Here is a 12,898-nt window from a genome sequence, read left to right as displayed (position 1 = left end):
GATACAGGGTGATGGCCGAGTGCCGCTATCAGGTCGGTTGGCGCATCGGCCCTCAACCCGCGTCGGGTGCTTCCGTAACCTTGCGTGTCCGCCGGGGCTTTGCCTGCGCCGCGACGATGAGCTGCTGCAGGTAGGCGATGCCTTCTTCCTCGGGGAAGAAGGCGACGACGTCCGCAACGGTCAGCTCGTGCCGCTTGCGCAGCACTAGGAATTCTTCGCGCGCCATCGCCAGACGCTGGGCCGCCACGGCCTTCTTGCCAAGTGGTTTGGACGGTTGCTGCTTTTCAACCTTGCGTTCGAGTTTGGCAAGTTCTTCCTGGAACTGGCGGAAGTCGTATTTCTGGGAGGTCATGGGCTACGCGGGTCATCGTTGGGTGATCCGATTTTCGCACGTCGCTCCGATGCCGCGGAGTGATGGAGAGGGTCCATTTGAAACCGTGACTTTCGGCATGGCTTTCGTCCATAATTGATACGATATATCGTTGCATTCCGGTTACCCCATTCCCTGAAGACACGCTCGCATGAACAAGACGTGGGTCGATGCGCTTGCCAAGACCCGGGGGGCGAGAGGTGAGGTAATGGCGAAAGTTTCGTCGGTTGCCCATGCCCTGTCATCGCATGTGCCGCTTTTCATCGCGCTACCTTTCATCGGGATCATCTCCTGTCTATGGCTTGCCGGCTGCGCCGTAGGCCCCGACTTCAGGAAACCCGCTGCGCCTGATATCGGCGATTACACCGCCCATCCGCTTGCGACCACGGCCAGCAGCGCGAACGTGGCCGGTGGCGAAGCCCAGCGCTTCAACAAGGGCAGCGACATACCTGCCGACTGGTGGACGCTGTTTCATTCCAGACCGCTGAATGCGCTGATTAAACAGTCACTCGCCAGCAATCCCGATCTCAAGGCGGCGCAGGCGGCATTGTCGGTGGCCAGGGAAAATACGCTGGCAGGGCGGGGTGCCTACTACCCCAGCGTCAGCGCAGGGTTTTCGGCCACCCGTCAGCAGGATCCGCCCGGTGCACTCGCGCCGGTACCCAGCAACAACGCCTTTTTGTACAACCTGTTCACTCCACAGGTCAGTGTGTCGTATGCGCCCGACGTGTTCGGGCTGAACCGCCGTACCGTGGAGTCGTTGAAGGCACAGGAACAGGCCGTTCGCTACCAGATGATCGCGGCGCAGATCACGTTGAGCGCGAATGTGGTGGCCGCCGCGGTCCAGCGGGCATCGCTGCAGGCGCAGATCGATGCGACGCGCCGGCTGATCGAGATCAACACGCACATGCTGCAGATCCTGCGCTACCAGATGGCGAAGGGTTACGTCGGTCGGCTGGAGGTCGCCGCGCAGGAATCGCAGCTCGCCCAGGTCACGGCCACGCTGCCAGCTCTGGTCAAGCAGCTGGACCAGCAGAGTCACCTGCTCGCTGTTCTGGCTGGCCAGTTCCCGAGCCAGGCATCGGCTGAAAAATTCGAACTGGCGGATTTGCAGCTGCCGCAGGAGTTGCCACTGAGCCTGCCTTCGCAACTGGTGGCGCAGCGCCCGGATGTGCTGCAGGCCGAGGCGAACATGCATGCTGCCAGTGCGCAGGTCGGTATCGCCACGGCGAACCGGTTGCCGAATATCCAGTTGACCGCGAATGCAGGCAGCACGGCGCTGGCGATCGGCCAGGTGTTCAAGTCAGGCACGGGATTCTGGAGTTTGGGCGCAGATCTGACCGCGCCCATTTTTCAGGGCGGAGCACTGCTGCACCAGCAGCGCGCAGCGAAGGCGGCTTATGTTGAAGCGGCCGAGCAATATCGCAGCACGGTCCTGACCGCCTTTCAGAATGTCGCCGACACACTGACCGCGCTTGAACAGGACGCCGAGGGCCTGAAGGCCGCCGCCGCTGCCGCCAATGCGGCCAAGGTCACTCTGGATCTGTCCCAGCGCCAGTGGAAGGACGGCTATGCCAGTTATCTCTCGCTGCTGAGCGCCGAGCAAGCCGACCAGCAAACACAGATCGCCCTAGTGCAGGCCCAGGCCAATCGTTATGCCGATACGGCCGCGTTGTTTCAGGCGCTGGGCGGTGGCTGGTGGCACCGTGCGGAGCTGGACCAGGCAGATTCAATCCGGAACAAAGATGAAAAATAAATCTCTTTACACGATGCCGGGTGTGGAATGCCGGGGCAGATGGCTGCGCACACTCCTGGCTGCCGGGATGCTGCTGACGCTCGCGCTGGTCCAGGGTTGCTCAAGCAAAACGGACAACGACGCGCAGGCGGCCTCGGCGACGCCCAGGAATGTCAGCTTGACGACCGACCAGCGCAAGAGCATCCACCTCTACACCGTCGCGCCCTCCCAGTTCCGCAAGACGGTCGACAGCACCGGTGCGGTGGACTTCGACAACGAGCAGGCCACCAGCGTGCTGGCACCGTTCTCGGGTCCGGTGTCGCGCCTGCTCGTTTCCCCCGGCCAGAAGGTGAAGAAGGGCGAGCCGCTGGCGGAAGTTGACTCGCCCGATTTTGCCGCGGCCGTCAGCACCTACGTCAAGGCCATCGTCACCGCAAAGAATGCACGTCGGCTTGCCGATGCGGACAAGGACCTGGTTCAGCACAATGGTGTCTCGACGCGTGAAGCAGAGCAGGCTCAGACCGATGCGGCCAATGCCGAGGCAGATCGTGATGCTGCCCGGCAGGCGCTGGTCTCGCTGGATGTGGATCCGCAAATCATCAAGGACATCCAGGCCGGCCGAGCGGTGTCGCGCATCCAGGGCATCATCCGCTCGCCGATCACCGGCACCGTGGCGGAAAAGCTGATTACGCCAGGACAACTGCTGCAGGCGGGCACCACGCCGTGCTTCACGGTGGCCGATCTTTCACGCGTCTGGGTGATGACGCAGATTTCCGCCTCCGAGCTGGCTTCGGTCAGCGTGGGCGACTCCGCGCAGGTGGAGACCGGTACCGCTTCGACCAGCCTTGACGGAACCGTGGACAACATCTCGGCCGTGGTGGATCCCGACACTCGTGCGGTGATCGCGCGAGTAGTCGTCGAAAATCCCCGCGGCCTGCTGAAGAAACAGATGTATGTCCGCGTACGAATCCAGGCCCGTCAACCAAGCAGCGGGCTGCTGGTGCCGGTGTCGGCGATCCTGCGTGATGATGAGAACCTGCCGTTTGTCTATGCCGTCCAGCCTGACGGCAGTTTCGCGCGACAGCATGTGACTTTGGGTTCTCGCACCGGCGACCAGTACGTGATTCCGGAAGGGCTCAAGAGCGGCGACCAGGTCGTGATCGATGGCGCCATCTTCGTCCAGTTCATGCAAAGCCAATGAGCGACCAACTGCCCTCGGCGCCGTCGCGAACGACGTCGCTCATGAACCGGGTCGTGGCCGCTTCGCTGGGCCAGCCCTTTCTCGTCATCCTGATGATGCTGGTATTGATCGGCGCGGGCGCGCGGTCGTTGCAGCGGTTGCCGGTGGATGCCTATCCGGATCTGTCGCCGCCCATCGTCGAGATCATTACCCAGTGGCCTGGGCATACCGCCGAGGAAGTGGAGCGGCTGATCACGGTGCCGATGGAAATCGGCATGACCGGCATTCCGAAGACGGACAACGTCCGCTCGATCTCGCTGTATGGATTGTCCGACGTCGTCATCACGTTCCACGAAGGCGCGGGTGATGACTACACGCGCCAGCAGGTGTTCAACCTGCTGCCTGGTGTCAGCTTGCCGAGCGGAGTGACTCCGTCGGTATCCCCATTGTCCTCGCCATCGGGCCTGATCTACCGATACGTATTGCAAAGTTCCGACCGCTCGCCGATGGAGCTGAAGACGCTCGAGGCCTGGACCATCGAGCCCCAGTACAAGTCGGTTCCCGGTGTGGCGGATGATTCGGGGTTTGGCGGCGGCACCATGCAATATCAGGTGCTGCTCGATCCGGTGAAAGTTGCCGGCGCCGGCCTGTCGGTGCAGCAGGTGGAAGCCTCGCTGACGGCCAACAACAGCAATGCCGGCGGTGGTTTCTATTCGCAGGGTGGCCAGTTCTATTACGTGCGCGGCCTGGGCCGCATGGAAACGCTGGAAGACATCGGCAACGTAGTGCTGGCCGTTCACAACGGCACCCCGATCCTGCTGAAGGATGTCGGTCGCGTGACCATTGGCATCGCGCCACGGCTGGGCGAGTTCGGCTTCGAGAAGCAGAACGATGCGGTGGAGGGCGTCATCCTGTTGCGCAAGGGCGAAAAGACGCAGGACGTCCTGAAGGGTGTCGAGGCGAAGACGAAAGAGCTGAACGAGCAGATCCTGCCCAAGGATGTGAAAGTCGTTCCGTTCTACGACCGCAGCGACCTGATCGCGCTGACCACCAAGGTGGTGGAAGACAACCTGCTGCGCGGCATGGTGCTGGTCGTCGTGATCCTCATCTTCTTCCTCTACGATTTCCGCGCCGGACTGATCGTCGCCACCACCATCCCGCTGGCGCTGCTGTTCGCGTTCATCTGTCTCGATCTCCAGCAAGCCTCGGCCAACCTGCTTTCCATCGGCGCGATCGATTTCGGCATCCTGGTGGATGGCGCGGTGGTGATGGTGGAAAACATCTACCGCCAGATAGCGGAGCGAAAGGGAACCTCGCTCAGCATCAAGGAAGTGATTCTGGACGCGGCTGCAGAAGTGGATCGCCCGCTGTTCTATGCCGTCGCGGTGATCGTGGCCAGCTTCCTGCCGATCTATGTGCTGTCCGGTCCCTCGGGCACGCTGTTCAAGCCGATGGCGGACACCATGGTCTTCGCCCTGGTCGGTTCGCTGATCGTCACCCTGGTCTTGCTGCCGGTGTTGTGCGCGCACTTCATGCGCAATGGCGTGCGTGAACGGCGCAATGCCGTGTTCGAGGCGATCAAGTCGGTTTACACCAAGGGTCTCGATGCCTGCCTGGCCCGCCCTTGGTGGACGACGGGTGCCGCGACCATCGTGCTGGCGGTTTCGCTGCTGCTGATCCCTTTCATCGGCGGCGAGTTCATGCCGCAGCTGGATGAAGGCGCATTGTGGGTGCGTGCCACGATGCCCTACACGATCTCGTACGACGAGTCGGCCAAGATCACGCCACAGATCAGGGACATTCTGCGCTCCTTTCCCGAAGTCACCACGGTTGCCTCCGAACTGGGTCGGCCCGATGACGGCACCGATTCGACCGGTTTCTTCAACGTCGAGTTCTACGTCGGCCTGAAACCCTACTCGGAATGGACGGGCCGCTATCGCACCAAGGCTGCGCTGACCCAGGCGATCAACCAGAAGCTGCAGTCGTTTCCCGGCATCATCTTCAACTACACCCAGCCGGCGGAGGATGCGGTGGATGAGGCGGAGTCGGGCCTGAAGAGCGCGCTGGCGGTCAAGGTGTTCGGCCCGAATCTGGATACGCTGCAGCAGAAGGGCAAGGCGATCAAGCAGATCCTGGAGAAGGTGCGCGGCATCCACGATGTCACCCTGGTGAAGGAGCTTGGCCAGCCCAGCCTGACCATCAAGATCAATCGCGCGGCGATTGCCCGCTACGGCGTGAACGTCGACGACATCAATGCGCTGATAACCACCGCCATCGGCGGCGACGTGGCCACCCAGGTGGTGCAGCAGGAAAAGCAGTTTGATCTCGTGGTCCGCCTCGATCGTCCCTACCGGGATACCCCCGAGGAAATCGGCAATATTCCGGTAGCCACGCCCGGCGGGCAACAGATTCCACTCAAGGAGTTCGCGGACATCCAGGTGACCAACGGTGCCTCGTTCATCTACCGCCAGAACAATTCACGCTACATCGGCGTGCAGTTCTCGGTGGAAGGGCGCGATCTGGCTGGCGCGGTGGAAGATGGCATCCAGCAAGTCAACAAGAAGGTGGTCATGCCGCAGGGCTACCACCTGGACTGGGGTGGGGAATACACCGAGTACACGGCATCGCGCGCGCAGCTCAATGTCATTCTGCCGCTGACCCTGGCGCTGATTTTTCTGCTGCTGTTCACGCTGTACAGCAACTTCAAGTTCCCGCTGATCACCGTACTCGGCGTACTGTTGTCGGCTCCGGTCGGCGGCATCGTGGCGCTGTGGCTCACCGGCACACCGTTCTCGGTTTCGTCCGGCATCGGCTTCCTGGCCCTGTTTGGCGTCTCGGTGCAGACGGCCGTCGTGTACATCTCTTACGTCAACGAACTCCGGCGCAGCGGCACCGATATCACCGAGGCCATTCGTGAAGGTGCGATCCTGCGGTTGCGCCCGATCATGATGACCGCGCTGGTGGCAGCGCTGGGACTGTTGCCGGCGGCACTGTCCACTGGCGTCGGCACCGATACCCAGCGGCCGTTTGCCCTGGTCATCGTCAGCGGCCTGTTCACGCGCCTGCTGATCAGCATCTTCCTGATGCCGGCGCTGTATGCACTGGTGGCGCGACCGGATGACCGTTTGGAAGTATGAGGCGGCGTTGCTTGCTGGGCTGGATCATCGTTTCAAATTATCGATGGATGTTGCGAATAGCGCCGCCGCCACCGAAATTGTCAGTTCCGGCGGCAGGTTGGCCGGATCCGTCATTTGTGCGGCTCCAGGGCCGGCCCAGGTTTTGGGCGGCCTCTCTGCATGTGGGTTGGCGACCATCGGGAGCATTGCAGAGAAGGCGCCGGTATAGGACTATCAGGCGGGGAAGTTCTTTTCGGGGCGGTCCGCTCCGTGTGTGGGTTCGCAGTTTCGGCGCGATTTCACAGGCATGATCACGAAGGGGTATGACCCCCAATCGTTCTTGCCGAAAGATGTCTGGTCATCGAGGGGCACCGGATGAGTCATGGAATACGATGGAGCGTATGGCTGCGGCATGGCGCGGTAGCCCTGTGCTATGCGCTCGGATATGCGCTGCTGCGACAAGTGTCGTGGTCGCACTGGGTGCTGTTCACCGGCTACCGCCTGTCCGTGCTGTTGCTGGTGCCTTACCGTTATTGGCCGGCACTGGTGATCGGCGAAATTGGCCCATTGGCGTATGTCAGCCTCTCGTGCCTTGAGAGCTTTGGCTGGGTCTGGTCCAGCCTCATGCTGGTGCCTCCCATCGCCCTTGCGATGCCGGTGGTCAAGGCATGCCGCGACCGCTTGAGCATGATCCCTGCTCGTGGTCCGGTGCGCATGGGTGCCGTGCTGATATGCACGTTGGTGATTTCTGGGCTTTGGTCCCTTATGAACCTGGCTGCACTCTCGGTGGTCAAAACTCCCTCCAATTATCCGCCGATCGACTACGGCGTTGCTGCAGCACAGTATTTCATTGGCAACTACTTGGGCATTCTGACGCTGGTGCCCCTCGTGCTGATGGTGTGGGAGGGCAGGGCAAAGCGGGCCGCGTCGTGGCGTGTGACCATCGAGAATGCATTGCGCGGTCGTCTGGCGATCGAGTCAGTGGCGTTCGTGCTGCCGGCGTTGGCGCTGCTCGTATGGATCGGGCTGGAGGCGTCGAGTGTGGGGTCGCGACAGGTCGCACAGATGCTGATGTTTTTACCGGTGATCTGGCTTGCTCTGCGCCACGGTTGGCATGGCGCTGCAGTCGGCGGCGCGGTCGCGAGCATCGCCGTGGTAGTGACGATGCCTGAACTGCGTGATACGTCGACTCTGCAGGCTGAGGTTTTTGTGGCCTTTGCCACTACGTCGATGTTGCTGTTTGGAAGCCGGATTGCACAGCTGCATCAGCAGAAAGGGCACGGAGGCGAACCCGCCGAAAAATCCCTCGATCTGGCTCGCCGTATCCAGGCGCAGTGCGAGGCGCAGTTGCGCCAGACCTCGTTGGGGATCGAGTTGATCAGTGAAACTGTGCATGCAACCGAAGAGATGATGTTCGAACGCCTGCGACAGTTTCGGCCGCAGGTGGATTCACGCGAGCTTCGGCGCCGCACCACGGTCACCCGGGAACAGTTGTTCCAGTTGGCAGACGGCCTGAATCCAGTGACTTTGCGTGAGCAAGGCCTGGCCGCCGCACTGCGTCATGGTGGCATTGCCCGAGCCCTCAACAGCCATCGCATCGGTTATTGGTGCCGGGCGCGGGGTGGTGTGGACCAGTTGTCCCACCCCATGCAACTCGCACTTCACCGCCTGGTATGCGAGGTGGTCACTCACCTGTGCGCCGCCCACAGCGTGGGCGATCTCACGGTTCACCTGCGCAGCGGTCAGCACGCCGGGCGGCGTTGGGCTGTCGTCCGGATCGATGCACTCTTTTCGGCGGATTCGGGATTGCTGGTGCGTGGTGGCCCCTTGCTCCACCGCTTGGCCGCCACCGGCTTGGGCATGGATGCCATCAGGGATCGTGCCGCGCTCTATGAAGGCACGATCAAGGTGCACACCACCGCACATGGCGAATGCATCAGCATGATGGTCTACGACGACGAGGCCGATTCGCTGGAGCAGGTGGTGCTGGTCGAACGCACCACCCCGGAGATCTTCAGTTTCAGTTGACGTGCGTGCTGCACTCGACCGGATCGGTGCAAGGTGCCGCTGCTGCCTGGAACATCACTGCGCCATTGCTTTGTGGTGTGGCCGTGACCTGCACCGAATCGTCCTGATAGACCGTGGCGCCTGTCGTCGGCGCCGGACTGGAGGAGTCACCCTGCGGCGTTTGAAGATTCTTCGCGCTGCTGCCCATCGGCAATGGCAGGAACACGCCGTTCGCTGTGGCCACGGCTACCAGGACATTGCCCGAGTAGTCGTTGACCTGGATGTACTTCACGCCTGACTTGACCCAGGTGTAGACGTGGTAACCAGGCATGCTGCTCACGTCCTGCGTATCGGTGGGCCATGCACTGCCAAGCCCCGCGCTGGGTTGCTGCTGCGCGAGGGCAGGGCCGGCGAATGCAGCGGCCATCAGCCCCACGAGCAACGCCGATCGAACGGCAAATCCTTTCCGACTCATACGCATATCCCCCTACGTTTTTGGTGGTTGAGGGCCGAATGTAGCACCGTTGGTCGCGGGTAAAACGTGTCGCATGCCATGGCGCCGATTCACCATGCTGGATGAATCGTCGGAACGGAGTGGACTCTGAGGATGTCGATAGTCCAGTCATGCCATGTTTTTAGGCCGCTTCGCAAACGAAAAAGCCCACTCGCGAAAGTGGGCTCAGACGATGCTGTACATGGTGGCCGAGGACGGAATCGAACCGCCGACACGGGGATTTTCAATCCCCTGCTCTACCAACTGAGCTACTCGGCCGGAAACCTTGCTTCCACGGGACAACCGCGAGGGTTGCCGATGTTGCGTGGAGCCGCGCATTAGACCGAATACGCGGCGTTTCGTCAAGACTCGGCGTCGGGGGCGGTGAAGCCGGAGGCCTTGGCGAAGTCGCCGCCGAACAGGAATTTCTCCATCTCCTCGGCGAGGTATTTGCGTGCTTTCGGGTCGAGCGGATTGAGCCGGTATTCGTTGATCAGCGTGGTCTGGTGGGCCAGCCACTGCTGCCACGCGGGCTTGGAGATCTCTGCGTAGATGCGCTGACCGAGCGGGCCGGGCCAGGGGGCGAAGTCGAGGCCTTCGGCGTCGATGCCGAGCTTGGCGCAATGGATGGTGCGGCTCATGGTCTGGTTCCTTGTCGGCCGTGTTGGTCGTTCACTGCCGGGGTGAAGTGCGGAGCTTGCGACGTGGGCTCAGCCGGCGTCGTTGATTTGCAGCAGTAGCGTGCGCACGGGCGCAGGCAGGCCAAGTGCGCTGAGTTCGTTAGCACTGCACCAGCGCAGTTGCGGATTATCGGCGATGCCGCGCTGTGCTGTCGCGCGATCGAACAGCAGTGGCTCAATGTTCAGCCGATAGTGGCTGAACACGTGGGTGAACGGGGCGAGGGTTTGCACGTCGTCGATCTGCGCATGCTGTTGCGCTATGCGCCAGGCACCATCGGGATCGGTCGCTTCGGGCAAGCTCCACAGGCCTGACCACACGCCCTGCGGGCCACGCCGTTCCAGCAGCACACGGCCCAGGCTGTCGCGCAGAATCAGCATCACGGTGGCGCGGGTGGGAAGGGTTTTTCCGGGCTTGCGGCTGGGTAGCAGCGTGGTGAGATCGTCGCGGTACGCGATGCAGTCGCTGGTCAGCGGACAGTCCTCACAGCGCGGGCGCGAGCGCACGCAGAGGGTGGCGCCGAGATCCATGATCGCCTGGGTGTAGTCGGCAACCCGGGCGGTCGGTGTGTGCGCTTCGGCATGCTGCCACAGCTGCTTTCCCACGGCGCTTTCGCCCGGATGGCCGTGGATGCCGTGATAGCGGGTGAGCACGCGCTTGACGTTGCCATCGAGGATCGCGAAACGCAGTCCATGCGCCTGCGCCAGGATGGCCCCGGCGGTAGAGCGGCCGATACCGGGCAAGGCGCACAGCGCATCGAAATCGCGTGGCAGTTCGCCGCCATGTTGCGCCATGCAAATCTGCGCGGCGCGATGCAGGAAGCGCGCGCGACGGTAGTAGCCGAGGCCTGACCACAGCGCCAGCACGGTGTCTTCGTCGGCAGCGGCGAGATCACGCAGCGTCGGCAGCGCGTTGATGAAACGCTCGAAGTAACCGATGACGGTGGCGACCTGGGTCTGCTGCAGCATCACTTCGGACAGCCACACACGGTAGGCATCACGTGGGTGTTGCCACGGCAGATCCTTGCGGCCGTGCTGATCGAACCAGCGCAGCAGGCGGGCGGCAACGGTTGCGCTCATGGCTTCTTGCTGATGGCGGATTTCGCCGGTGTCGCGGCGGTGCTGACGGCCGCAGGGACGCTGTCGCCGGTCTGTACGGTAAGCCCTTCGATGCTGATGCCGCCGGTTTCGATCTTCGCGATTTCAGCATGGCCATTTATCGGCGGCACACTCAATTGCGGTGCCTGTTCGTCGCCGAGTTGGCTCCACCAATGCGCCAGCGCCAGCGGCGGCAGGCGCAGGTCGGCGTGGTTGTCGGGGCCGTCGAGTTTCAGTGCGAGCAGCAGCGGGTTGTTCTGGTCGGCCGGAGTCAGCCCGAGCGCAATGTCGTATTGACCGGCATCGGCCTGGTCAAGCTTGCCGGTGAGGCTGGCAGCGGCATCGGCGGCGCCATGCCAGTGTGCGTTGCCGGTGAGCGCGAGCGTCATCGCGCTGCCTTGCGACAGGTGCAGGGTGATGTTGTCCAGTTGCAGCGTATTGCCTTCGATTCGCGGCGTGGCAGACAGCCGCAATTGCACTGGCGTGTTCGCCGCGGTAGTGGCGGACAGGCTGAGCGGAAACGGCTGGCCCGAGATCAGGCTGCCGGCTTCCAGCGCGACGTTGTCGAGCAGCAGCTCATTGCCGCGCACCACGCTGCCATGGTTGATGCTGATGCCGGTGTCGATGCGTGGAATGTTCGGTGGCGCACCTGCCGGCTGCGCGGGCAGGGCGGCCAGCCACTCCTGCAGTGCGTCCAGATCGACTCGCGGCGAATCGATCTGCAGTTGCGAGATCACCGTGGGGCCGCCGAACAGCGTACGCCAGGGCAGCGCCAGTCGGCCGCGGGCAGCCAGCAGGATCGGGACGTTGGCACCTTCTGCATTGAGCGTGATGCCGTCGAGATCCAGCGCCGGGCGCGGAAACAGGGTCGGGCTGGCTGGGCTGGCCAGGTTCAATTCCAGTCCGGCGGCATGTGCCTGGGTCTGCAGCATGCGGGTGAAGCGATCCGGTTGCAGCACCAGATAGACCGCGATCAGCGCGACGAGTACCAGCGTCAGCACGAGGCCGCCAAGCACCAGCAGGATCAGCCGCAGTCGGTGCGACATCGCTCAGCCTCGCCAGCGTGGATCAGTCATGCCCATGCCCGTCGCCAAGGCTGGCTGGCAGCAGGCCGTCGACAAACGCCTCGGCCTCGAATACGCGCAGGTCGGTGGCGGTCTCGCCGAGGCCGACGTAGCGAATCGGCAGGCCGAACTCGCGTGCCAGCGCAAACACCACGCCGCCCTTGGCGGTGCCGTCGAGCTTGGTCACGACCAGGCCGGTGACGCCGACGATCTGGCGGAACTGGCGTACTTGGTTGACCGCGTTCTGGCCGGTAGTGCCGTCGATCACCATCAGCACTTCGTGCGGCGCAGCGTCGTCGATTTTCTTCAGCACGCGGGCGATCTTGCCCAGTTCGTCCATCAGGCCGCCTTGGGTGTGCAGGCGCCCGGCGGTGTCGGCGATCAGCACGTCGGTGCCGCGCGAACGCGCGGCCTGCAATGCGTCGAAAATCACGCTGGCGGCGTCGGCATCCTGACCCTGCGAGATCACCGGCACCTGGTTGCGTTCGCCCCAGGTCTTCAGTTGTTCGACGGCGGCGGCACGGAAGGTGTCGCCAGCGGCCAGCATCACCGCGCGTTTCTCATCGCGCCAGCGGCGCGCCAGTTTGCCGATGGTGGTGGTCTTGCCGGCGCCGTTGATGCCGACGACGAGCACCACGTACGGCTGTTTGCCGCGCACGTCCAGCGGTTGTTCGACCGGCTTCAGCAGCGCGACCAGCGCCTGGCGCAAGGCGGCCAGCAAGGCGGGCGCATCGGCGAACTCGCGCTTGTGCATGCGCTTGCGCAGACCTTCCACGAGCTCACTGCTGGCTTCGACGCCTACGTCGGCGGTGATCAGCGTGGTTTCCAGCTCGTCGAGCAGATCGTCGTCGAGCTTGGGATGACGCACGAACAGCGAGCTGAGGCCGCGCGCGAAGGCATTGCCGGACAGCCGTTCGCGCCAGCTGCGCTTGGTCGGTGTTGGAGCCTCTGCGGTGGCTGCGGGTTCGATGGCCGGCGCGGCGAAGCGTTCGGCCTCGGGCTGCGTTTCGGCGGGCGCGGGGACTTCCGCCAGTGCCTCGTGCAACAGCGGATCACCGCTTTCCGGCGCGACGGCGTCGGCGGGCTTCTCGCTGGTGGGCTGCGCCGGCCCCGTTTCGGTGGGCTTCTTCTTCCAGAACTTGAGCATTGCGGCCGTGA

Annotated in this window: 10 protein-coding genes and 1 tRNA gene; 4 read left to right on the top strand and 7 right to left on the bottom strand. The window is 63.1% G+C overall.

The features are described 5' to 3' along the window. Positions 1-52 precede the first annotated feature (52 nt). Positions 53-352, bottom strand: a complete 300-nt coding sequence (locus IE071_RS14485) for a 2-hydroxyacyl-CoA dehydratase (protein WP_189442181.1) — start codon at positions 350-352, stop codon at positions 53-55. Positions 353-578: 226 nt separating this feature from the next. On the opposite strand from IE071_RS14485, the gene IE071_RS14480 reads away from it, so the two are divergent. The 4 genes from IE071_RS14480 (at position 579) to IE071_RS14465 (ending at position 8,429) form a co-directional block, all read left to right on the top strand. After that, positions 579-2,126: an efflux transporter outer membrane subunit gene (locus tag IE071_RS14480; protein WP_189442178.1), complete on the top strand. Its 1,548-nt coding sequence runs from the start codon at positions 579-581 to the stop codon at positions 2,124-2,126. Beyond that, a complete protein-coding gene (locus IE071_RS14475) occupies positions 2,116-3,306 on the top strand; it encodes an efflux RND transporter periplasmic adaptor subunit (protein WP_229792924.1) in 1,191 nt (396 codons plus the stop codon). The genes IE071_RS14480 and IE071_RS14475 overlap by 11 nt, the downstream gene beginning before the upstream one ends. A 41-nt stretch (positions 3,307-3,347) precedes the next feature. Continuing rightward, on the top strand, positions 3,348-6,422 hold the full coding sequence (locus IE071_RS14470; RefSeq protein WP_189442176.1) for an efflux RND transporter permease subunit: 3,075 nt from the start codon (positions 3,348-3,350) through the stop codon (positions 6,420-6,422). Between the two features lie 354 nt (positions 6,423-6,776). Next, the gene (locus tag IE071_RS14465) at positions 6,777-8,429 is read left to right on the top strand and encodes an MASE1 domain-containing protein (protein WP_189442174.1); all 1,653 of its coding nucleotides are present in this window, start codon (positions 6,777-6,779) and stop codon (positions 8,427-8,429) included. On the opposite strand, the gene IE071_RS14460 is transcribed toward IE071_RS14465, so the two are convergent. From IE071_RS14460 to ftsY, 6 genes are all read right to left on the bottom strand, one after another. Next, positions 8,422-8,883: a hypothetical protein gene (locus IE071_RS14460; RefSeq protein WP_189442172.1), complete on the bottom strand. Its 462-nt coding sequence runs from the start codon at positions 8,881-8,883 to the stop codon at positions 8,422-8,424. The genes IE071_RS14465 and IE071_RS14460 overlap by 8 nt on opposite strands. A gap of 221 nt (positions 8,884-9,104) precedes the next feature. Further along, positions 9,105-9,180: transfer RNA gene (locus tag IE071_RS14455), tRNA-Phe, on the bottom strand. An 83-nt stretch (positions 9,181-9,263) separates the two neighbouring features. Continuing rightward, positions 9,264-9,542: an oxidative damage protection protein gene (locus tag IE071_RS14450; RefSeq protein ID WP_189442170.1), complete on the bottom strand. Its 279-nt coding sequence runs from the start codon at positions 9,540-9,542 to the stop codon at positions 9,264-9,266. 69 nt (positions 9,543-9,611) lie between these two features. Next, positions 9,612-10,658: an A/G-specific adenine glycosylase gene (gene mutY, locus IE071_RS14445; protein WP_189442168.1), complete on the bottom strand. Its 1,047-nt coding sequence runs from the start codon at positions 10,656-10,658 to the stop codon at positions 9,612-9,614. Next, a complete protein-coding gene (locus IE071_RS14440) occupies positions 10,655-11,722 on the bottom strand; it encodes an AsmA family protein (RefSeq protein ID WP_189442166.1) in 1,068 nt (355 codons plus the stop codon). Before IE071_RS14440 ends, mutY begins: the two co-directional genes overlap by 4 nt. 22 nt (positions 11,723-11,744) lie before the next feature. Then, positions 11,745-12,887, bottom strand: a complete 1,143-nt coding sequence (gene ftsY, locus IE071_RS14435) for a signal recognition particle-docking protein FtsY (protein WP_189442164.1) — start codon at positions 12,885-12,887, stop codon at positions 11,745-11,747. Positions 12,888-12,898: the final 11 nt, after the last annotated feature.

The sequence above is a fragment of the Rhodanobacter panaciterrae genome, assembly GCF_014651895.1.
GTDB lineage: Bacteria > Pseudomonadota > Gammaproteobacteria > Xanthomonadales > Rhodanobacteraceae > Rhodanobacter > Rhodanobacter panaciterrae.
Note: the sequence above shows the minus strand (reverse complement) of the source record. Positions and strands in the feature narration are given on the sequence as shown.

Coding starts and splice junctions, on each gene's coding strand:
- IE071_RS14485 (WP_189442181.1), bottom strand. CDS start 352: ATGACCTCCCAGAAATACGACTTCCGCCAGTTCCAGGAAGAACTTGCC.
- IE071_RS14480 (WP_189442178.1), top strand. CDS start 579: ATGGCGAAAGTTTCGTCGGTTGCCCATGCCCTGTCATCGCATGTGCCG.
- IE071_RS14475 (WP_229792924.1), top strand. CDS start 2,116: ATGAAAAATAAATCTCTTTACACGATGCCGGGTGTGGAATGCCGGGGC.
- IE071_RS14470 (WP_189442176.1), top strand. CDS start 3,348: ATGAACCGGGTCGTGGCCGCTTCGCTGGGCCAGCCCTTTCTCGTCATC.
- IE071_RS14465 (WP_189442174.1), top strand. CDS start 6,777: ATGAGTCATGGAATACGATGGAGCGTATGGCTGCGGCATGGCGCGGTA.
- IE071_RS14460 (WP_189442172.1), bottom strand. CDS start 8,883: ATGAGTCGGAAAGGATTTGCCGTTCGATCGGCGTTGCTCGTGGGGCTG.
- IE071_RS14450 (WP_189442170.1), bottom strand. CDS start 9,542: ATGAGCCGCACCATCCATTGCGCCAAGCTCGGCATCGACGCCGAAGGC.
- mutY (WP_189442168.1), bottom strand. CDS start 10,658: ATGAGCGCAACCGTTGCCGCCCGCCTGCTGCGCTGGTTCGATCAGCAC.
- IE071_RS14440 (WP_189442166.1), bottom strand. CDS start 11,722: ATGTCGCACCGACTGCGGCTGATCCTGCTGGTGCTTGGCGGCCTCGTG.
- ftsY (WP_189442164.1), bottom strand. CDS start 12,887: ATGCTCAAGTTCTGGAAGAAGAAGCCCACCGAAACGGGGCCGGCGCAG.